Genomic DNA, 18,968 nt, shown 5'->3' with positions numbered 1-18,968 from the left:
TGATTGAATCGTCAGTCAGAATACTCTAACCGTTTGATCAAATCTGCGCCAGCCCTGCCGTGCATCCAAAACCTGCGGCCGGGACGGATCGGGGGGGCAAAGCCTGATCTGCCCCCCGAGGCCCGGCCCGAGGCCTTCGGCACCTTACATCTTGCGGATATGATCGCGCCAACGCGCGTACAGCGCCTCGACCGCGCCGCTGGTCAGAAGCGGCATAGCCGCGCGCAGTTGGTCCTCGCTCCAGTCCCACCAGCGCATTTCAAGCAGCAGATCGACAGTCGGGGGATCGAACCTGCGCCGGATCTCGCGTGCAGGATTGCCGCCGACGATCGCATAGGGCGCGACATCGCGGGTCACCAGGGCGCGGGTGCCGATCACCGCGCCATCGCCGACCGTGACCCCCGGCATGATGATCGCCTCTGAGCCGATCCAGACATCGTTGCCGATCACCGTATCGCCCGCGGGCAGAAACCCGTTCTCGGCGCCTGCAAAGGCCGGGATCTCGGGCATCCAGAAGAAGGGAAAGCTGCTGATCCAATCCTGCCTGTGGCCCTGATTGCCGGCCATGATGAAGGCCGCGCCCGAACCGATCGAGCAGAAACTGCCGATCACCAGCCGGTCCACGCCCGGATCGGGCAGCAGATAGCGGGCACAATCGTCGAAGCTGTGGCGGTGGTAATAGCCGGAATAATAGCTGTAGCGCCCGACCAGGATGTTGGGATTGCGGACCTGCCGGTCCAGTGTCACGCCCAGAAACGGGCTTTCGAAGGCATTTTCCATTTGCATCTTTCAGGGAAGAAGACTGTCCGCCCATAGGCGAACCCCGCACGCCGCCAGGGGGCGGCGCGGTGATGCCCCGGCCAGTGGCGCGGGACCGTCTTCAGATGCTTCGGTGCGTGGCCTTCACGGCGGGCCTTCCCTGTGCGGCAAGCGGAACCTACCCCAGCCTAGCCGATCCGGCGACCGGTGCAAACAGGCGCTAGAACACGGATTGCTTGGCCTTGGCGACCTTGAATCCATGGCCCAGTCCATTGGTGCAGGTCATGCCCGACTTTTCCGAGGTGCAGGTATAGGCGCCCAAGCTGAAGGACTTGCCGTAATCCAGCACAAAGCCGTTCGGATCGGCCACCGTATCGCCGACGCAGGCGACATAGCCCTTGCCCTGCGCATCCACCGCGAAGGCCGGGCCCCATTCCAGATCGCAATCGGCCGGGCGTTTGCGGAAGCTGGGGGTATACTCGAAAATGTCGCAGCGCGCCTCGGAGAAAGAGCCGGTCATGATCGCGCAATGGATATTGCCCGAGGGCGAATGGAAGGCGACGTAATCATCGGCCAGGGCCGGGGTAGCGACGAAGGCGCAGACGAGTGAGAGGACTTTCACGGAAAACTCCTGCAAAATGCGGCGGGCGGAATGGCGCGAAGGATCGGATCGATGCGGAGATACGTCAAGCCAGCCCTTGCCTATCTGGCGCCGGTCTTTGCGCTGGCCTTCGTTCTGGGCGTGCTGCGGACGTTGTGGATCGCGCCTCGGATCGGCGTGCTGATGGCGGTGGCGGTGGAAGTGCCGCTGCTTCTGCTGTGGTCCTGGGCCGTGGCGGGGCGCGTCCTGCGGCGCTGGCCCCTGCCCTTGCCGGACCGGATCGCCATGGGCGTGCTGTCCTTTGCGCTGCTGATGCTGGCCGAAGCCGGGCTGGCGCTGGCGACCGGCCAGACCCTGAGCGGCTTTCTGGGCGGCATGGTCACGCCCGCGGGCGCGCTGGGGCTGGCGGGGCAGCTTGGTTTCGCCGCCCTGCCCGCCCTGCGCGTCACTTGGCCGCCAAGGGCTGCGCGCGTTCGACCAGACGGGCGAAGAAGCTGGCGCCGATGGGCGCGGCCTCGTCGTTGAAATCGTAAGCCGCATGGTGCAAGCCCGCACCGGGGCCGGTGCCGAGGAAGAGATAGGCGCCGGGCCGGGCCTCGAGCATATAGGAGAAATCCTCGCTGCCCATCTCGCGCGCGGCATTGCCGTCGACGGCATCCGCGCCGGACACTTCCTGCGCGACGGCGGTGGCGAAGGCGGCCTCGTCCTCGTGGTTGATGGTGGCGGGATAGCCCCAGTCATAATCCACCTGCGCCGTGACGCCGAAAGCAGTGGCGGTGCCTTCGACGATCTCGTGGAAGCGCTTTTTCAGCAGGGCGCGGACATCGGGTTTGAAGCAGCGGATGGTGGCGGCGAACATGCCATCTTCCGGGATGATGTTCGAAGCCGTGCCGGCGTGGATCATGGTGACCGAGATCACCGCCTCATCCAGCGCATAGACATTGCGCGGGATGATGGTCTGGACGGCCTGGACCATAGCGACCAGCGCCACGACCGGGTCGACGGTTTCGTGCGGGGTGGCGCCGTGGCCGCCGCGGCCGGTCACCTTCACATAAGCCGTGTCGACGCTGGCCATCAGCGGCCCGGGCGTGGTCTGGAAATGGCCGAAGGGCACGTTGGGGGCATTGTGGATGCCATAGACCTGGGCGATGTCGAAGCGGTCCATCATGCCGTCCTGCACCATGGCCTGACCGCCGCCGCCATCTTCCTCGGCGGGCTGGAAGATCAGGGCGACGCGGCCGGTGAAATTGCGCGTCTCGGCCAGGTATTTGGCGGCGCCCAGCAGCATGGTGACATGGCCGTCATGGCCGCAGGCATGCATCCGGCCCGGCACCTTGCTGGCATGGGGCGCCCCTGTCATCTCCTCGATCGGCAGCGCGTCCATATCGGCGCGCAACCCGATGGTCGGGCCGGGCCCCTTGCCGTTCAGGATGGCGACGATGCCGGTCTGGCCGATGCCCTCATGCAGCTCGTCCACGCCGATCTCGCGCAGCCGCTGGGCGATCCAGGCGGCGGTCTCGTGGCAGTCGAAGGCGAGTTCGGGATATTGGTGCAGATGCTGCCGCCAGCCCTTCATTTCCTCGGCATATGAGGCGATACGGTTGAGGACGGGCATGATCGGAACTCCTTGGATCGGTCTGGCCGGAGAAAACAGGAAATCGCGAAGGGCCGCAATGTCAGAACCCCACCTTGACCGCGCGGAAAGCGACCGTCTGGTCCATACGCCCGTCTCTTCCCCCGAGGCGGCGATGGCGCGGTTGCTGGAAATCATGGCGCGGTTGCGCGATCCGGCAGGGGGCTGCCCCTGGGATCTTGAGCAGGATTTCGCCACCATCGCCCCCTATACGATCGAAGAGGCGCATGAGGTGGCCGATGTGATCGAGCGGCAGGCCTGGGGCGAGTTGAAGGGCGAACTGGGCGATCTTCTGTTCCAGACCGTCTTTCACGCCCGCATGGCCGAGGAGGCGGGGCTTTTCGGCTTTGCCGATGTGGCCGGGGCGATTGCAGACAAGATGGTGGCGCGGCATCCGCATGTCTTTGGCGCGGAATCGCGCGACAAGACGCCCGAGCAGCAGACCAGGGATTGGGAGGCGCTGAAGGCGCGGGAGCGCGGCGCGCGCGCCGGCGTGCTGGACGGGGTGGCGCTGGGACTGCCGGCGCTGGCCCGGGCGGTGAAGCTGCAGAACCGGGCGGCGCGGGTCGGGTTCGACTGGCCTTCGACCGATGAGGTGGTGGCGAAGCTTGTGGAGGAAGCGGGCGAGCTGGCCGAGGCCCGCGAGACGCTGACCGAGGCGGAAGTGGCTGAGGAATTCGGCGATCTTCTGTTTGTGATCGCCAATCTCGCGCGGCATCTGAAGATCGATCCCGAAGCCGCCCTGCGCGCCGCGAACCAGAAATTCACCCGCCGCTTCCAGCGTATCGAGGCCCTGCTGGCCGAAGGCGGCACGACCCCGGCGCAATCCGACCTGGCCGAGATGGACGCCTTGTGGAACCGCGCCAAGGCCGAGGAAAAGGCCGCCAAGGCGGCTGCGGCAGAGCGTCGCTGATTTTCCCAAGTGTTTCACTCAGGCATTGACCGCACCCCGCGCGGCGGTTTATGCATCGCCACGACAAAGCCTGACAAAAGGACTCAACCATGCGTCGCCTCCTTCTTGCCCTTTCGCTGACCACCGCCCTGCCCGTCGCGGCGCTGGCGGAAGAGGTGAATGTCTATTCCCATCGCCAGCCCGAGCTGATTCAGCCGCTGGTCGATGCCTTCACCGCCGAAACCGGCATCGCGGTCAATGTGGCCTTTGTCGACAAGGGCATGGCAGAGCGTCTGGTGGCCGAGGGCGACCGTTCGCCCGCCGACCTGATCCTGACCGTCGACATCGCGCGCCTGTTGCAGATCGTCGATGCGGGCGTCACGCAGGAAGTGAAATCGGACGTGCTGGAGGCCAATATCCCGGCCAATTTCCGCGACGAGGCCAATCACTGGTTCGGCCTGACGGCGCGGGCGCGCATCGTCTATGCCAGCAAGGACCGGGTGAAGGATGGCGAGGTCACGACCTATGAGGATCTGGCCGATCCGAAATGGAAGGGCCGGATCTGCATCCGCTCGGGTCTGAACGACTATAACGTGGCGCTGGTCTCGGCCATGCTGGCCCATCACGGCGCCGATTACACCAAGACCTGGCTTGAGGGCCTGAAGGCCAATCTGGCGAAGAAGCCCGATGGCGGCGACCGCGATCAGGTCAAGTCGATCGCGGCGGGCGAATGCGACATCGGCATCGGCAACACCTATTACATCGGCCAGATGATGAACGATCCCGAACAGCGCCCGGCGGCGGAAACCGTGCGCATCGTGTTCCCGACCTTTGAAGGCGATGGCACCCATCTGAACATCTCGGGCGTTGCGATGACGAAATCGGCCCCGAACCATGATGCGGCGCTGAAATTCATGGAATGGCTGTCTTCGGACGAGGCCCAGAAGATCTATGCCGAGACCAACAACGAATATCCGGTGAAACCGGGTGTGGCGCGGTCGGAGCTGGTGGCGAGCTGGGGCGAGTTCACCCCCGACAGCAAGAGCCTGACCGAGATCGCCAAACTGCGCCCCGAAGCGCTGAAGCTGATCGAGACGGTCGATTTCGACGGCTGACGGCCCTCTGCTCCCTGAGGCTGCAAGTCGAGACTACCCGTCGATGGCCCGTGCCCCTGTGGCACGGGCCTATTGCATGAACTCGACCGACAGGACCGTGGGCAAATGGCGGGCGGCTTCCCGCCAGGTTTCGCCCTCATCCGCGCTGACGAAGACCGAGCCGGAATTGGTGCCGAAGGCCACGGCGCAGGGCGTGCCGCGGCTGACCGACAGGCCCTGCCGCAAGACGGTGAAGAAGCAATCCTGCGCGGGCAGGCCCTGCCCCTTGCCCTGCCATGTCTCGCCGCCATCGGTGCTTTTCCACACCAGCGCGCGGCCATCCAGCGGGTAGCGCCCGATCGCATCGCCATTCAGCGGAAAGACCCAGAGTGTGCCCTTGTCGCGGGGGTGTGCGCCCACGGGGAAGCCGAAGGTCGAGGGCAGGCCCTCGGTGATCTCCTCCCAGACCGCACCGCCATCGCGACTGCGATAGACGCCCTGATGGTTCTGCATGTAGATCAACCCCTCGGCCGCGCCGAAGGCGAGGTTGTGGACGCAGGAAAAGATCTCGTCCTCCTGGCGGAATTCATTGCCATCGCCCCAGTCGCGCGGCAGCGCGCCCGCCGGACCGGGCCGGTTGCCGCGCCGGTTGCGCATCTGCCAGCTTTGCCCGCCATCGCGGCTTTCGAACACGCCCGCCGCCGAAATGCCGACCCAGAGCCCGCCCTTGCCATCCGACAGGATGGTGTGCAGCGTCAACCCCGCCGCGCCGGGCATCCAGGTGTCTGCTCCGGGCTGGTCGGTCAGCGCGTCGAGCCTGCGCCAGCTTTCGCCGCCATTCAGGCTTTCGTAGAGATAGGCGGGTTTCGACCCCGCCAGCAGGCGGTCGCCGTCATAGGCGACCGACCACATCTGCTCGGCGCCCTCGAACGGACCTTGCGACAGGGTCCAGTCGCCGCCCTGCCGCCGCCAGATGCCGCAGCCGAACCATTTGCCGCCGCCCGCCGCAAAGACCTGATCGCCGCGCCCGATGGCATGGTTGATCGGCCAGCCCTGACAGAAAGGACCCGTCAGCCGGAAATCCGGGCCTTCAAGGATGAACAGGCCCTTGGTGGTACCGACCAGAATATCCGCCATGCGCAATCCCTCCGGTTACTCGGGCCAGCTTACACCCGAATCCGCTTCTGTCAGCGCGCTTTGCGGCGGCTGGACAGTTCGGCGCCGATCCGTTTGAGTGCCTGCGAAGAAGGAGCAGCTGACATGACCCACCGCCGCAAGATCATCATCGACACCGACCCAGGCCAGGACGATGCCGTGGCGCTGCTTCTGGCGCTGTCGGCGCCGGAGCGGCTGGAGGTGCTGGGGGTGACGGCGGTGGCGGGCAATGTGCCGCTGGCGCTGACCCAGCGCAATGCGCGGGTGATCTGCGAGCTGGCGGGCAGCTCGGTCCCGGTCTTCGCGGGCTGCGACGCGCCCCTGAAGCGCGATCTGGTGACCGCCGAACATGTTCATGGCAAAACCGGCCTGGACGGCTGCGACCTGCCGGAACCCGCGCGCCCGCTGCGCCCCGAACATGCGGTGGAGTTCATCATCGAGACGCTGCGGCGTGAGGCGCCGGGCACGGTGACGCTGTGCCCGCTGGGCCCGCTGACCAATATCGCCACCGCCTTCCAGCGCGCGCCGGATGTGGTGGGCCGCGTGGCCGAGATCGTGTTGATGGGCGGGGCCTATTTCGAGGTGGGCAACATCACCCCGGCGGCCGAGTTCAACATCTATGTCGACCCGGAAGCCGCTGAGATCGTGTTCAAATCCGGCGTTCCGCTGGTCGTGCTGCCGCTGGATGTGACGCATAAGGCCCTGACTTCGCGCGCCTGGGTCGAAGAGATGCGCAGCCTGGGCACGCCGGTTGGCCGTGCGGTGGCGGGCTGGACCGATTTCTTCGAGCGGTTCGACACGGCCAAATATGGCAGCGAGGGCGCGCCGCTGCATGACCCCTGCGTGATCGCCTATCTTCTGGCGCCGGACCTGTTCTCGGGCCGGCATATCAATGTCGAGATCGAGGTCAACAGTCCGCTGACCCTGGGCATGACCGTCGCCGACTGGTGGCGGGTGACCGACCGCCCGGCCAATGCGCTCTTCCTGGGTGATGTGGATCGCGACGGGCTGTTCCGGCTCTTTTCAGACCAGATCGCCCGGCTATAGGCCCCTAACCTTCGGGCAGGATCACGGAAAACACCGAACCTTCGCCGCGTTTGCTGTCGATCTTCAGCCAGCCGCGATGGCGGTTGACGATATGCTTGACGATGGCAAGACCCAGGCCCGTGCCGCCTTCAGCGCGCGAGCGGTGGGTGTCGACGCGGTAGAAGCGTTCGGTCAGGCGCGGCAGGTGGATGGGGTCGATGCCTTCGCCACGATCGGCCACATCGACGCGCAGGACCGGGCCGCGATAGCTGGTCTCGCGGCGGATCTCGACCCGGACCTCCTGGCCGCGCGCGCCATATTTCACCGCGTTTTCCAACAGGTTCAGGAAGACCTGGGTCAACTGGTCGGGATCGCCCGTCACCCAGACCGGCGCTTCGGCCCCGGCTATGGCGATGCGGCTGTCCTTTTCCTCGGCGGCCGAACGCACGGTTGCGGCGACCGATTTCAGCACCCCCGCCAGATCCACCGCCTCGCGCGGGCGGACGCGCTCCTCCGCCTCGACCCGGCTGAGCTGCAAGAGGTCGCGAACAAGGCGGTTCATGCGGCCCGCTTCGCGCTCCATGATCGCCAGAAACCGCTCGCGGGCATTGGCATCATCCTTGGCACTGGTGCGCAGGGTCTCGATGAAGCCCATCATCGCGGTCAGGGGCGTGCGCAATTCATGGCTGACATTGGCTACGAAATCGCGGCGCATCTGTTCGGCCTGGGTCTCGGTGGTGATGTCGCGCAAGACGCAGAGCGCTTTGGTCGCCCCCTGCAAGGGGGTGACATGGGCGCGGTACTGGCTGTCATCGGAGAGGCGCAGCAGGGCCTCGCGCGCGCCCTCGCCCGCCAGGACCTGAGCCACTGCCTGCAAAAGATCGGGCGCGCGCAGAACGAGCGCCAGGCTGCGCCCCAGCGCCGCCTCGCCCAGAACGGCCTGCGCCGCCGGATTCAGCGCCAGCACCCGTTCGTCCGCGCCCAGGATCAGCGCCGGCAGCGGCACACCGCCCAGAAGCTCTGCCTCGACCGTGGCGTCCATGATCCTCTCCGCACCTTCTGCGCGACCCGTCTAGCCTGCGGGGCCGCGTGGCGCCAGAGGTCAGGCCTTGTTGTCGCGCTGCCAGATCCAGTCATGGTCGGGATCATTGGCGAAGCGCCATTTGCGCAAGGGGCCGGCCATGACGTTCAGATAGTACATTTCATAGCCATAGGGCGCGCCGCAGGGGTGGTGGCCGCGCGGCACCAGCACGAGATCGTGGTTCTTCACCGCCATGGTCTCGTCGAGGCTGCCATCCTCGGTATAGACCCGCTGCACGCCAAAACCCTGGGCTGGGTTGAGCCGGTGGTAATAGGTCTCTTCCAGATAGGTCATGCGCGGAAAATCGTCCTCGTCATGGCGGTGGCTGGGATAGGAAGACCAGTTGCCCGCGGGGGTGAAGACCTCGGTCACCAAGAGGCTGTCGGCCACCTCGCGCGCTTCCATGGCGATATTGTTGATATGGCGGGTATTGGCCCCCTGCCCGCGTGGTGTCAGGGAAATACCTTCCGGCCCAAGGCGTTGTGCGGCGAAGTTGCCCTTGCCGGGGGCGGTGCAGACCGCCAGCGTGCAGGGCGTGGTCGCCACCGCGCGCCAGTCCGAACCGTTCGGGACATAGAGGCAATGCGGCGGCGTCTTTTCAAAGACATCCATCCGCTCGCCCATGACGCCCCAATCCTGCCCGGCAGCGGTGATCTGCGCCTTGCCCTCGACCAGGACCAGGATCGCCTCGCGGTCACCGGTCGGCTCCTCGGCCACATTGCCCGGCTCCAGCCGATACAGACCGAAGCCGACATAGGACCAGCCCGCGTCTTCCGGCGTCAGGTCATGCACCTTGCCGCGCGTCCCCTTCGGCTTTCGCAGCAAATCCGCCATTCCTTGCCCCTTCATCCTGGCAAATATATCCCCGGGCTCCGGGGGCAGAGCCCCCCAAGTCAATGGATTTCAGATCAGGCCCGCCACCTTGGCCTGCCGCTTCAGCGTCGCCAGACCCAGCGTCTGATACAGAAGCGGGTTGCGGATCTTGGGGTCCTGCTCGGCCTCGATCACGATCCAGCCGTCATAGGAAGCGTCCGCAAGCTGTTGCAGAAGCGGCGCAAAATCTATGGCGCCGTCCTGATCGCCCGGCACGGTAAAGGCCCCGGCGACCACGCCTTGCAGGAAGGACAGGCCCTCTTTGCGCACCTGCGCCACCACATCGGGGCGGATGTTCTTGGCGTGGAAATGGCGGACACGGCCGATATGCCGGGCCAGAACGCTGGCCGGATCGCCGCCGCCAAAGGCGCAATGGCCCGCATCGAACAACAGATGCGTATGCGGCCCGGTCGCGGCCATCAGCGCGTCGATCTCCTCGGGGCTTTCAACGATGGTGCCCATGTGGTGATGATAGACCAAGGTCACGCCCTGCGTGGCAAGATAGGCGGCGAAGCCTTCGAGTTTCCTGCCGAATTCCACCATTTCGGCTGCGGTCAGCCGGGGTCGGTCATTCACCGGCTTTTTCGCATCGCCATGGATCGCGTTCGATGTCTCGCAGACGATCATCACCTTGCAGCCATTGTGTTTCAGCTTGGCAAGGTGCTTCTGGCACGCGGCGATCTCATCCTCGACCGAGCGGGTCAGCAGCTCGACCGAATACCAGCCCGAGATGAACTTTAGCCCGTAAGAGGCCAGCAGCGCGCGCAATTCCTCGGGGTCATCCGGCCAGCGATGGCCATTCTCGATGCCGTCAAAGCCGATCTGGCGGCCCGCCTCATCCAGAATGCGGGTGGTCGGGATATCCGCCCCGATCGACTGGTCGTCGTCATTGGCCCAGGCGATGGGATTGGTGCCGAAAAGGATCATGTCATCTGCCTCAATTGACAAGCCACTGGGCCTTGACGGCCCGCTCATAGCCTTCGCGCGCCGCGCGCACTTCGCCCCGGGTCGAGACCTCGGGTACGGCGACATCCCACCAAGTGCCGCCCGCGCCGGTGCCGGGGGCGGGATCGGTGTCGATCACGATCACGGTCGGCAGGCGGGCGGTTTTGGCCTTCTGCATCTCGGCTTCCAGCCCGGCAATGCCTGACACCTTGACGGCCAGCGCGCCCATGCTGCGGGCATGCGCAACAAGATCGAGCTGCAAGTCATTGACGTGGAACGAATCGTCCAGAAGATTGTTGAAGGGCGCGCCGCCGGTCGCCTGTTGCAGCCGGTTGATGCAGCCATAGCCGCGATTGTCGGTCAGCACGACGGTGAAGGGGATGCCCATCATCACCGCCGTCGCCAGTTCGGAATTGGCCATCATATAGGACCCGTCGCCCACCATGCAGACAACGTCGCGTTGAGGCTGGGCCATCTTGATGCCCATCGCGCCCGCGATTTCATAGCCCATGCAGGAGAAGCCGTATTCCATGTGATAGCCGCCCTGCGCCGCGCGCCACAGCACCTGCAGCGCGCCCGGCATGGTGCCTGCGGCCGACATGATCAGCGACTGCTTGCCCATGTTTCGGCTGACCGCGCCGATCACCTGGGCGTCCGAGGGAAGCTGATTGCCTTCGGGCGCCGCAAACAGGCCGTCAGTGGTGGTGAACCACGCCCTGCGTGCGGTGAAATCCGGGTCGGCGAAGCGCTGCGCGCCAAGGGCGGCGCTGATCTTCTCGATCGCGACTTTCGCATCGGAAACAAGCGGTTGCGCGCCGCGCTTATGGGCGTCGAAGCCGTGGATATTGATCGAAAGAAGCTTGCGTCCCGGGGCGGAGAACACCGTCCACGACCCGGTGGTGAAATCCTGGAACCTTGTGCCGACGCCGATGACCAGATCGGCCCTGGCCGCCAGCGCATTGCCGCAGCCCGTGCCGGTGACGCCGGGCGACCCAAAATGCAGCTCTTCCTCCCAATCCACGGCACCTTTACCCGCCTGGGTTTCGACAAGCGGGATGTTGTGGCATTTTGCGAAATCCAGCAGCGTCTGCTCCGCGCCGGAATAGATCACCCCGCCGCCCGCGACGATCAGCGGCGCCTTCGCCGCCTTGATCGCGGCCACGGCCTCGGCCAGTTCCTGGGCATCGGGTTCCGGGCGGCGGAAGGACCAGACCCTGGGGGCGAAGAATTCCTCGGGGTAATCATAGGCTTCCGCCTGGGTGTCCTGGCAGAAGGCCAGACAGACCGGACCACAATTTGCCGGATCGGTCAGGACGCGAAAGGCGCGCGGCAGGGCGGTGAGAATGTGTTCGGGCCGCGAGATTCGGTCAAAATAGCGCACGACCGGGCGGAAGCAATCATTGGCGCTGACGGTCGCGTCGTCGAAATCCTCGATCTGTTGCAGCACCGGATCGGGGGCGCGATTGGCGAAGACATCGCCCGGCACGAAGAGGACCGGCAGGCGGTTCACATGCGCCACGGCGGCGGCGGTGACCATATTGGTCGCGCCCGGCCCGATCGAAGAGGTCACGGCCATCGCGCGGCGGCGCTTGCTTGCCTTGGCAAAGGCGATCGCCGCATGGGCCATGGTCTGTTCGTTCTGGCCGCGCCAGGTGGGCAGATCTTCCTTGATGCCATGCAGCGCCTCGCCGATCCCGGCGACATTGCCATGGCCGAAGATCGCCCAGACACCCTCGATCACGCGGTGTCCCTCGGGCGTGCGCTGCGCGGCGATGTATTTCACCATGGCCTGCGCGGCAGTCAGTCTGATCGTGGTCATGCGGCCATCTCCCCGGCCCGGCGGGCCTCGTCCCAGATGCGGCAGAGCCGCGCGTATTTGGCTTCCATCTGCGCCACCGCCTGCTCCGAAGAGATGAGCCCTGCGAGCCAGGCCCTTGCGGCTTCGGCGAAAATCGTGCGGCCCACGGCAAAACCCTTGACCAGATCATGACCGGCGGCAAGGCGCAGCGAGACGGCAAGGTCTTCTTCCGGCGCATCGAGACCAAGCACGACAATGCCGCGGACATGCGGGTCGTTTTCGGTGATGGCGGCGCAGGCCTCGACCCAGGCGGCGTCGGTGGTAAAGGGTTCCAGCTTCCACCAGTCGGGGTAGATGCCGATTTCATAGAAGCGGCGGATCAGCCGGGCCGAGGTCCGGTCATCGACCGGGCCGACCTTGGAAGGGATGATCTCGAGCAGCATCTCAAGCCGGTTGCGGCGGCAGGCGTGGAACAGCCGGATGAGCGTGTCTTCCTGCGCGGCGCGGGTGGCGGCGTCATCGTCGGGGTGGCAGAAGCACAGAACCTTGACGACATGTTCCAGCGGCCATTCCGACAATCCGCCAAAATCAGGACCGATCTCGGGTTCCAATGTCAGGGGACGCGAACCCGGCCATTCGACCGGATGGCCGATCCAGAGCCCGGTTCCGGCGGCGGCAAAGAGCGCATCCCGCCCCAAGCGGCTGTCGCAGAGGATGCCGTAGCCGGGCTTGCCCCCCTGAACCTTCAGCGCGGCCTCGAGGCAGAGCGATTTGAATTCACCGATCTTCTCCGGGCTTGCGCCCTCCATCGCCTCAAGCTGCATGCGGTGGTCGAAGGCAAAGACCCGCATGGTGGACCAATCCTTGTGGCGGTTGGTCGCCCAATGGATTTGTTCCAGCGCCGCATCCTTGCGCAAGGCGGGGGTCTGGACGCCGCGTTTCAGGAAGAACTGCAGTTCCTCCCAACTGGGATAGGCCGGGGTGCAGCCGTGGCGGCTGACGGCGAAGGCACCGCAGGCATTGGCATAGGTCAGCGCGCGCGGCCAGTCTTCGCCGTCGAGCCAGCCTTTCAGCAGGCCCGACATGAAGCCATCGCCCGCGCCAAGCACGTTGAAGACCTCGATCGGGAAACCGGGTCCGGACTGGCCATCGTCAAGACTGTCGGGGATGGCGCTTGTGAAGGCGACGGCCCCCATCGGACCGCGCTTGCAGACCAGCGTGGCCTTGGACACAGCGCGGACGGCGCGCAGGGCGGTGATCGTGTCGGTCGAGCCGCCGGCGATGTGGAACTCTTCCTCAGTGCCGACGATCAGGTCGAAAAGATGAAGGGTAGTCTGAAGTTGCGCGGTGACTTTCGTGCTTTCGATGAAGCGGTTCTCGCCATCGCCATGGCCGGACAGGCCCCAGAGATTCGGGCGGAAATCGATGTCGAGCGCGGTCTGGGCACCATGTTTGCGGGCCAGGGTCAGCGCCTTGAGCATGGCGGCGGCGGTGCGGGGATGCGACAGATGCGTGCCCGTGGCGACAACCGCGCGGGAGGAGGCGATGAACCCCTCGTCGATATCGTCTTCGCACAGCGCCATGTCGGCGCAGTTTTCCCGGTAGAAGATCAGCGGAAACTGCTTGTCGTCGCGGATGCCCAAAAGCACCAATGCGGTCAGCCGGTCGGGATCAGTCTTGACGCCGCGCACATCCACGCCTTCGCGGGCCAGTTCCTCGCGGATGAAGCGACCCATATGTTCGTCGCCGACACGGGTGATCAAAGCGGATTTCAGCCCGAGCCGAGCGGTTCCCGCAGCCATGTTGGTGGGGCTGCCGCCTATGTATTTCTGGAAGGACCCCATATCCTCTAGCCGACCGCCCACCTGTGCGCCGTAGAGGTCCACCGAGGACCGGCCGATGGTGATCACATCAAGCGTCTTCATGCCCGCCCTCCCCGGCCTGGCGCCCTGCCCCCTCCCGGGCAGAGACTCAGGGTCGCCCCTGCTTTTGGAATTTTTATTCCATTATCTTGCGCAGGGAAAGCGGTTTTTCGACGGTCGTCTTTTCAGCCCCCGCGGGCGGACCCGACCGCGACGGCAAGCGAGATCGCCATGGCGATGGTGGCCGACAGCGAGCGGAACGCGCCGAAATCCACCTCGGGCACCATGAGCAGGGCACTGGCGTTGCGAGCAAGCGGGCTGGTGGCGCGGTCCGTCAGCGCGACGACAGGCAGGCCCCGGTCGCGGGCATCCTGCGCGAGCGAGAGGGTTTCCTCGGAATAGGGGGCGAAGGTGATGGCGATGACCGCATCGCCGGGTCGCAGGGCGAAGCGATGGTCCAGCTTGCCGACCCCGTCATGCAGCATGGCTGGAACCTGCATTTTCTCAAACACATAGACAAGATAGCAGGCCACTGGAAAGGCACGGCGGAAGCCCACGACATGCACGGTTTCGGCCTTGGCAAGTGCCTGAACGGCGGCGGTAAGCGCCGCTTCGTCGACCGATTTCGCCAGGGCTTCCAGCGAGGCGTGGCCCGCCTCGACAAATTCGGCCAGAAGGGCCGCAGGGCTGCCCGATCCGCTGTCCTTGAGGTTCTTCAGCCGCGTCGAATAATCGGGCCATCCGGGGGCATAGGCCTCGCGGAACAGCTTCTGCATCTCGGAAAAGCCGGAAAAGCCCATGATCTGGCAGAAACGCATCAGCGCCGATGGCGGGACATCGGCCCCGGCGGCCAGTTCGGCCACAGTGGAGACGGCGATCCGGTCGGTATGGGCGGCGATATGTTCGGCGCATTGGCGCAGACGCTTGGGCAGATCGTCCAGAACCGCGGAAAGCCGGTCACGGAATTCCTCGACCGTGGCGGGGGGCGTCTGGGGGGCGGCGTCTTCCATCGAATATCCCTTGACAGCAGGGGGCGGGTTCAGGCTAGCACGCATGGAACAAATATTCCAACAGGAAAGGCTGGATCATGGCGAGGCTGGGCGTTGGATTGATCGGCACGGGCTTCATGGGCAAGACCCATGCGCTTGCCTGGCGCAACGTCAAGGCGGTGATGGGGGATGCGGGCGCCTCTGTGGCCGTGCCGCACCTGGCCCTGCTGTGCGACACGCCCGACCGCGCGGCCGGAGTGGCGGCGCAATTCGGCTTTGACCGCGCGACGAGCGACTGGAAAGCCCTGTGCGCCGATCCCGCGGTGGATGTGGTCTCGATCACCACGCCGAACGGGCTGCACCATGAGATGGCGCTGGAGGCGCTGCGCAACGGCAAGCATGTCTGGTGCGAAAAACCGATGGCCCTGACGCTTGCCCAGGCCGAAGACATGGCGGCTGCGGCCAAGGTCGCGGGCAAGGTCACGATGGTCGGCTACAATTACCTGCGCAACCCCGCCTATACCCATGCCCGAAAGCTGATCCATGAGGGCGTGATCGGGCGCGTTGTGCAGTTCCGCGGCTGGGTGGATGAGGATTATCAGGCCGACCCCGATCTTGAATGGAGCTGGCGGGCGAAACTGGCCGATGCAGGCCTGGGGGCGCTTGGCGATATCGGCTCGCATCTCGTGAGCCTTGCCCGCGGGCTGGTGGGCGAGGTGGAAAGCCTGATCGCCGAGATGCAGACCATCCATGAGACCCGCCCCCTGCCCGGCGGCGCGGGCCGCGCAGCGGTGGAAAACGAGGATGCAGCCAGCGTGATCCTGCGCTTCGCGGGCGGGGTTCAGGGCAGCATGGTGATCTCGCGCTCGGCCTGGGGGCGCAAGTCGCGGCTGGGCTTCGAGGTGCATGGCACCAAGGGCATGGTGATTTATGACCAGGAGCGGATGAACGAGTTGCAGCTTTACGTGAACGAGGGCGACAAGGCGGTTCAGGGGTTCAAGACCATCCTGACCGGCCCGGCCCATCCGCCCTATGGCGCCTTCTGCCCGGCGCCGGGCCATCAGCTGGGCTTCAACGAGCTGAAAGTGATCGAATGCGCCGCGCTCATGCGGGCGATTGCGGGCGAGACGGCGGATATGGATTTCGCGGAAGCCCTGAAGATCGAGCGGGTGATCCACGCGATTGCCGAAAGCGCACGGGCGGGCGGCGCGCGGGTCAGCCTGCAATAGGCAAACTCCGTCGAAGGAGTTGCGAGTCCTTGGGTCAGGGTTTGCGCGCTAAAGCGGCTTCAGCCCGGCCCGGAACCGCGCCGCATTGGCGCGGTAGCCCTCTGCCGATTTCAGAAGCCGCGCGCGGGCCGCGTCGTCCAGAACCCGGACCACCTTGCCCGGGCTGCCCATGACCAGGCTGCCATCGGGAATTTCCTTGCCCTCGGTGATCAGGGCGCAGGCACCGATCAGGCAGCCCTTGCCGATCTTCGCCCCGTTCAGCACGGTCGCGCCCATGCCGATCAGGCTGCCCTCGCCGATGGTGCAACCATGCAGCATGGCTTTGTGGCCGATGGTGCAATGGGCACCGATCACCAGCGGATAGCCCATATCGGTGTGCAGGACGCAGTTTTCCTGGATGTTCGTGGCCTCGCCCACGTCGATCCATTCATTGTCGCCACGCAAGGCCGCGCCGAACCAGATGCCCACGCCGGCCGCAAGCCGCACCCGGCCCATGACATGCGCCCCGGGCGCAACCCAGGCGTCGGGGTCGATCTCGGGGGCGATTCCGTCCAGTTCATAGATCATCTTGCGTCGAACTCCGTGTTCAGGGCGCGGACAAAGCCGGTCAGGCCGGGCTGGCGGTTGCGCTTCAACCGCTCGGCAGTGACGATGGCCTGAAGGTCGGCAAAGGTCGCCTCGACCTCATGGTTCACCAGCACATAGTCATATTCCAGCCAGTGGCTGATCTCGTCACGGCTTTTGGCCATGCGCCCGGCGATGACCTCGTCGCTGTCCTGGCCCCTGCCCCGCAGCCGCCGTTCCAGCTCGGCAATCGAGGGCGGCAGGATGAAGACCGAGACCACATCGTCGCGCATCGCCTGCTTGATCTGCTGGCCGCCCTGCCAGTCGATATCAAAAAGCGTGTCGCGCCCCTCGGCCATGGCCTTTTCGACGGGCGCGCGCGGGCTGCCGTAGAAATTGCCGAAAACCTCGGCATGTTCCAGCATCCCCCCGGCCTCGATCAGCCTGCGAAAGCCGTCATGGTCATGGAACCAGTAATGGACACCATGTTCCTCGCCGGGGCGCGGCTTGCGGGTCGTCGCCGAGACCGAGAAGCGGATGGTCGTGTCCCACTCCATCAGCCGCCGCGCCATGGTCGATTTGCCCGCGCCCGAGGGCGAGGAGAGGATCAGAAGAAGGCCGCGTCTGGGCATATCCGGCATGGTCATTCCACGTTCTGCACCTGCTCGCGCATCTGGTCGATCACGGTTTTGAGGTCAAGCCCGATCCGGGTCAGATCCAGATCGCCTGCCTTGGACAGAAGCGTGTTCGCTTCGCGCAGGAACTCTTGCATCAGGAAATCGAACTTGCGGCCAACCGGCGCGGTTTCGGCCAAAAGGGCGCGCGCGGCCGCGACATGGGCGTCAAGCCGGTCCAGTTCTTCCGTCACATCGGCCTTGACCGCCATCAAGGCCAGTTCCTGCGCGACACGGGTCTCGTCGAACCCGTCGCCATTGGCGAGAAGCCGGGCCATGCCGTCACGCAGGCCCTGCGCCGCCTTGTCGCGCCGGGCATCGGCCTGTGCGCGGGCCTCGGCGGCGAGCGTGGCGATCGTGTCGATTTGTGCAGCGATGACCGTCTGCAACGCCCTGCCCTCGGCCGCGCGCATGGCGTGAAACTCGGCCAGAAGGGCCGGAAGATCGGCCAGAATGGCGGCACGCAGGGGGGCGGTATCTTCCTCGGCTGCGGATTGTTCCAGCACCCCGCGCATGGCGAGGACATCGGCGGAGGTGGGCTGGGCCAAAGTCACGCCCGCCGCCATTGCCGCCTCTTCCACCTCGGCCAGCGCCCGCAGCACGCCCGCCAGTACCCCGGGATTGATCCGCGCGCCGTCGACCGGCGCGCCCTCGCGCGCGGCCTTGAGGGACAGGCTGACATTGCCGCGACCCAGCGCCTTTTGCAGTTCGGCCCGCAGCGCGGCCTCGAGCCCGTCGATCCAGTCGGGCACGCGCAAGCGCAGCTCTAGCCCCTTGCCATTGACCGAGCGGATGTCCCAGAGCCAGCCGTGCCCGGCACCAGAGGTCCGGCGTGCCGCGAAACCCGTCATCGAAATTGTCATCAGATCGGCCTCTGCTTTCTATCGCTGCGGGAATTTACCATTTGTCGAGATTTTCGCCCGAATCCGAACGATCCAGATTATGTTCATTTCATGGCAATCAAGGTTGCCGCCGCCTTAATTCCGCCACGCCAAGCGCGACTGGCCCCGGTCGGGGGTCTGACCGGACCTAGCAGAGCGGGAGGGGCGCGGCAACACGACCGGGGTGTGACCGGTGGCATCGGCTCGGGAGAGACAGCGATGGTTTTGACGTTTCTGGGCGGCAAGGGCCGGGGCAATGGATCAACGACCGGGGCCAGGGCCTTTCGCGAGTTGCAGCTGGTGCGCGGGTATTGGCAAGGGCTGCGGGCCGAGCATGGCACGATCCCGCCCCGCCGCGCCGTCGATCCGCGCGGTCTGGCGATGGCTTTGGACCATGTCTTCGTGGCCGAGAAGATCGGCACCGGTCTGATCCGGCTGCGCATCGCCGGGATGGGCCTGACCGATCTCGCGGGGCTGGACATGAAGGGCCTGCCCCTGTCGACCATCTTCCTGCCCGAAGCGCGGCTGCGGCTGGCCCAGGTGATCGAGCGGGTCTTCGCCCTGCCGGTGGCGGCGGAATTCCATCTCGAGGCGGAGCGGACCATTGGCCGCCCGGCGCTGGAGGGGCGGCTTTTGTTGCTGCCTTTGACTTCGACCGGGCCGATTTGCGATCTGGTGCTGGGCGTGTTGAAGACCGAGGGCCAGATCGGCCGGGCACCGCGCCGGTTCGACATTGCGCGGGTGATCGAGGAGCGGCTGGTGCTGCCGGGGAGCGAGGTCGAGGCCCCGGCCCGTCCGCTTGCCCCGGCATTTGCCGAGGACCCTGCCCCGCTTGCGCCCCATCCCGCCAAGGGCCGTGCCCATCTGCGGCTGGTCCATTCCGTCGATTGACCCGCCCGACGGCCCGCAACC

19 protein-coding genes are annotated in these 18,968 nt (G+C 65.7%); 6 read left to right on the top strand and 13 right to left on the bottom strand.

The genetic code is table 11. The annotated features are described in order from the left end of the window. Window positions 1-144 precede the first annotated feature (144 nt). Entirely contained in the window at window positions 145-780 is a 636-nt protein-coding gene (gene catB / locus ACED67_RS02180; protein ID WP_395539885.1) for a type B chloramphenicol O-acetyltransferase, read from the bottom strand. Window positions 781-979: 199 nt separating this feature from the next. Beyond that, on the bottom strand, window positions 980-1,381 hold the full coding sequence (locus tag ACED67_RS02175; RefSeq protein ID WP_395539884.1) for a DUF6636 domain-containing protein: 402 nt from the start codon (window positions 1,379-1,381) through the stop codon (window positions 980-982). Between the two features lie 51 nt (window positions 1,382-1,432). On the opposite strand from ACED67_RS02175, the gene ACED67_RS02170 reads away from it, so the two are divergent. Further along, window positions 1,433-1,885, top strand: a complete 453-nt coding sequence (locus ACED67_RS02170; RefSeq protein WP_395539883.1) for a hypothetical protein — start codon at window positions 1,433-1,435, stop codon at window positions 1,883-1,885. On the opposite strand, the gene ACED67_RS02165 is transcribed toward ACED67_RS02170, so the two are convergent. Beyond that, window positions 1,806-2,975, bottom strand: coding sequence for a M20 aminoacylase family protein (locus ACED67_RS02165; protein WP_395539882.1), 1,170 nt, complete (start codon window positions 2,973-2,975; stop codon window positions 1,806-1,808). The two genes, ACED67_RS02170 and ACED67_RS02165, sit on opposite strands and share 80 nt — an antisense overlap. A 133-nt stretch (window positions 2,976-3,108) precedes the next feature. On the opposite strand from ACED67_RS02165, the gene mazG reads away from it, so the two are divergent. Continuing rightward, complete coding sequence (mazG, locus tag ACED67_RS02160) at window positions 3,109-3,906, top strand: nucleoside triphosphate pyrophosphohydrolase (RefSeq protein WP_395540458.1); 798 nt, start codon at window positions 3,109-3,111, stop codon at window positions 3,904-3,906. An 89-nt stretch (window positions 3,907-3,995) separates the two neighbouring features. After that, window positions 3,996-5,000, top strand: coding sequence for a Fe(3+) ABC transporter substrate-binding protein (locus ACED67_RS02155; RefSeq protein WP_395539881.1), 1,005 nt, complete (start codon window positions 3,996-3,998; stop codon window positions 4,998-5,000). 69 nt (window positions 5,001-5,069) lie between these two features. Here the strand turns inward: ACED67_RS02155 and ACED67_RS02150 are convergent, their stop codons facing one another. Beyond that, on the bottom strand, window positions 5,070-6,116 hold the full coding sequence (locus tag ACED67_RS02150) for a beta propeller repeat protein (protein ID WP_395539879.1): 1,047 nt from the start codon (window positions 6,114-6,116) through the stop codon (window positions 5,070-5,072). 123 nt (window positions 6,117-6,239) lie between these two features. On the opposite strand from ACED67_RS02150, the gene ACED67_RS02145 reads away from it, so the two are divergent. Beyond that, the gene (locus ACED67_RS02145) at window positions 6,240-7,181 is read left to right on the top strand and encodes a nucleoside hydrolase (protein WP_395539878.1); all 942 of its coding nucleotides are present in this window, start codon (window positions 6,240-6,242) and stop codon (window positions 7,179-7,181) included. A gap of 4 nt (window positions 7,182-7,185) precedes the next feature. On the opposite strand, the gene ACED67_RS02140 is transcribed toward ACED67_RS02145, so the two are convergent. From ACED67_RS02140 to ACED67_RS02115, 6 genes are all read right to left on the bottom strand, one after another. Further along, window positions 7,186-8,202, bottom strand: a complete 1,017-nt coding sequence (locus tag ACED67_RS02140; RefSeq protein ID WP_395539877.1) for an ATP-binding protein — start codon at window positions 8,200-8,202, stop codon at window positions 7,186-7,188. Window positions 8,203-8,262: 60 nt separating this feature from the next. Continuing rightward, window positions 8,263-9,075 (bottom strand): 5-deoxy-glucuronate isomerase, encoded by an 813-nt coding sequence (gene iolB / locus ACED67_RS02135; protein WP_395539876.1) that lies wholly within the window; start codon window positions 9,073-9,075, stop codon window positions 8,263-8,265. A 69-nt stretch (window positions 9,076-9,144) separates the two neighbouring features. Beyond that, window positions 9,145-10,041, bottom strand: a complete 897-nt coding sequence (gene iolE / locus ACED67_RS02130; protein ID WP_395539875.1) for a myo-inosose-2 dehydratase — start codon at window positions 10,039-10,041, stop codon at window positions 9,145-9,147. Window positions 10,042-10,051: 10 nt separating this feature from the next. Further along, window positions 10,052-11,878 carry a 3D-(3,5/4)-trihydroxycyclohexane-1,2-dione acylhydrolase (decyclizing) gene (gene iolD / locus ACED67_RS02125; RefSeq protein WP_395539874.1) on the bottom strand — a complete coding sequence of 609 codons (1,827 nt, stop codon included), beginning with the start codon at window positions 11,876-11,878 and terminating at the stop codon, window positions 10,052-10,054. Next, window positions 11,875-13,782: a bifunctional 5-dehydro-2-deoxygluconokinase/5-dehydro-2-deoxyphosphogluconate aldolase gene (locus ACED67_RS02120; RefSeq protein ID WP_395539873.1), complete on the bottom strand. Its 1,908-nt coding sequence runs from the start codon at window positions 13,780-13,782 to the stop codon at window positions 11,875-11,877. Before ACED67_RS02120 ends, iolD begins: the two co-directional genes overlap by 4 nt. A 122-nt stretch (window positions 13,783-13,904) precedes the next feature. Next, window positions 13,905-14,729, bottom strand: coding sequence for a MurR/RpiR family transcriptional regulator (locus ACED67_RS02115; RefSeq protein WP_395539872.1), 825 nt, complete (start codon window positions 14,727-14,729; stop codon window positions 13,905-13,907). A gap of 77 nt (window positions 14,730-14,806) precedes the next feature. Here ACED67_RS02115 and ACED67_RS02110 point away from each other — a divergent pair, with 77 nt between their 5' ends. After that, complete coding sequence (locus ACED67_RS02110; RefSeq protein ID WP_395539871.1) at window positions 14,807-15,937, top strand: Gfo/Idh/MocA family protein; 1,131 nt, start codon at window positions 14,807-14,809, stop codon at window positions 15,935-15,937. 48 nt (window positions 15,938-15,985) lie between these two features. Here the strand turns inward: ACED67_RS02110 and ACED67_RS02105 are convergent, their stop codons facing one another. From ACED67_RS02105 to ACED67_RS02095, 3 genes are read right to left on the bottom strand one after another with little or no spacing between them, the layout of a single operon-like run. Then, window positions 15,986-16,504, bottom strand: a complete 519-nt coding sequence (locus tag ACED67_RS02105; RefSeq protein ID WP_395539870.1) for a gamma carbonic anhydrase family protein — start codon at window positions 16,502-16,504, stop codon at window positions 15,986-15,988. Continuing rightward, a complete protein-coding gene (gene gmk / locus ACED67_RS02100; RefSeq protein ID WP_395540457.1) occupies window positions 16,501-17,133 on the bottom strand; it encodes a guanylate kinase in 633 nt (210 codons plus the stop codon). Before gmk ends, ACED67_RS02105 begins: the two co-directional genes overlap by 4 nt. A gap of 11 nt (window positions 17,134-17,144) precedes the next feature. Beyond that, window positions 17,145-18,038 carry a YicC/YloC family endoribonuclease gene (locus ACED67_RS02095; RefSeq protein WP_395539869.1) on the bottom strand — a complete coding sequence of 298 codons (894 nt, stop codon included), beginning with the start codon at window positions 18,036-18,038 and terminating at the stop codon, window positions 17,145-17,147. Between the two features lie 237 nt (window positions 18,039-18,275). Here ACED67_RS02095 and ACED67_RS02090 point away from each other — a divergent pair, with 237 nt between their 5' ends. After that, window positions 18,276-18,947: a PAS domain-containing protein gene (locus ACED67_RS02090; RefSeq protein ID WP_395539868.1), complete on the top strand. Its 672-nt coding sequence runs from the start codon at window positions 18,276-18,278 to the stop codon at window positions 18,945-18,947. Window positions 18,948-18,968 lie beyond the last annotated feature (21 nt).

This window comes from Neotabrizicola paludis (genome assembly GCF_044142105.1).
Taxonomy (GTDB): Bacteria; Pseudomonadota; Alphaproteobacteria; order Rhodobacterales; family Rhodobacteraceae; genus Pseudogemmobacter.
Note: the sequence above shows the minus strand (reverse complement) of the source record. Positions and strands in the feature narration are given on the sequence as shown.

Excerpts from the sequence above, each read along its gene's own strand:
- ACED67_RS02095 (WP_395539869.1), bottom strand. The coding sequence starts at position 18,038 with ATGACAATTTCGATGACGGGTTTCGCGGCACGCCGGACCTCTGGTGCC.
- ACED67_RS02140 (WP_395539877.1), bottom strand. The coding sequence starts at position 8,202 with ATGGACGCCACGGTCGAGGCAGAGCTTCTGGGCGGTGTGCCGCTGCCG.
- ACED67_RS02110 (WP_395539871.1), top strand. The coding sequence starts at position 14,807 with ATGGCGAGGCTGGGCGTTGGATTGATCGGCACGGGCTTCATGGGCAAG.
- ACED67_RS02150 (WP_395539879.1), bottom strand. The coding sequence starts at position 6,116 with ATGGCGGATATTCTGGTCGGTACCACCAAGGGCCTGTTCATCCTTGAA.
- ACED67_RS02115 (WP_395539872.1), bottom strand. The coding sequence starts at position 14,729 with ATGGAAGACGCCGCCCCCCAGACGCCCCCCGCCACGGTCGAGGAATTC.
- ACED67_RS02170 (WP_395539883.1), top strand. The coding sequence starts at position 1,433 with ATGCGGAGATACGTCAAGCCAGCCCTTGCCTATCTGGCGCCGGTCTTT.
- gmk (WP_395540457.1), bottom strand. The coding sequence starts at position 17,133 with ATGCCCAGACGCGGCCTTCTTCTGATCCTCTCCTCGCCCTCGGGCGCG.
- ACED67_RS02120 (WP_395539873.1), bottom strand. The coding sequence starts at position 13,782 with ATGAAGACGCTTGATGTGATCACCATCGGCCGGTCCTCGGTGGACCTC.
- catB (WP_395539885.1), bottom strand. The coding sequence starts at position 780 with ATGGAAAATGCCTTCGAAAGCCCGTTTCTGGGCGTGACACTGGACCGG.
- ACED67_RS02090 (WP_395539868.1), top strand. The coding sequence starts at position 18,276 with ATGGTTTTGACGTTTCTGGGCGGCAAGGGCCGGGGCAATGGATCAACG.
- iolE (WP_395539875.1), bottom strand. The coding sequence starts at position 10,041 with ATGATCCTTTTCGGCACCAATCCCATCGCCTGGGCCAATGACGACGAC.
- ACED67_RS02105 (WP_395539870.1), bottom strand. The coding sequence starts at position 16,504 with ATGATCTATGAACTGGACGGAATCGCCCCCGAGATCGACCCCGACGCC.
- ACED67_RS02165 (WP_395539882.1), bottom strand. The coding sequence starts at position 2,975 with ATGCCCGTCCTCAACCGTATCGCCTCATATGCCGAGGAAATGAAGGGC.
- mazG (WP_395540458.1), top strand. The coding sequence starts at position 3,109 with ATGGCGCGGTTGCTGGAAATCATGGCGCGGTTGCGCGATCCGGCAGGG.
- ACED67_RS02145 (WP_395539878.1), top strand. The coding sequence starts at position 6,240 with ATGACCCACCGCCGCAAGATCATCATCGACACCGACCCAGGCCAGGAC.
- iolB (WP_395539876.1), bottom strand. The coding sequence starts at position 9,075 with ATGGCGGATTTGCTGCGAAAGCCGAAGGGGACGCGCGGCAAGGTGCAT.
- iolD (WP_395539874.1), bottom strand. The coding sequence starts at position 11,878 with ATGACCACGATCAGACTGACTGCCGCGCAGGCCATGGTGAAATACATC.
- ACED67_RS02155 (WP_395539881.1), top strand. The coding sequence starts at position 3,996 with ATGCGTCGCCTCCTTCTTGCCCTTTCGCTGACCACCGCCCTGCCCGTC.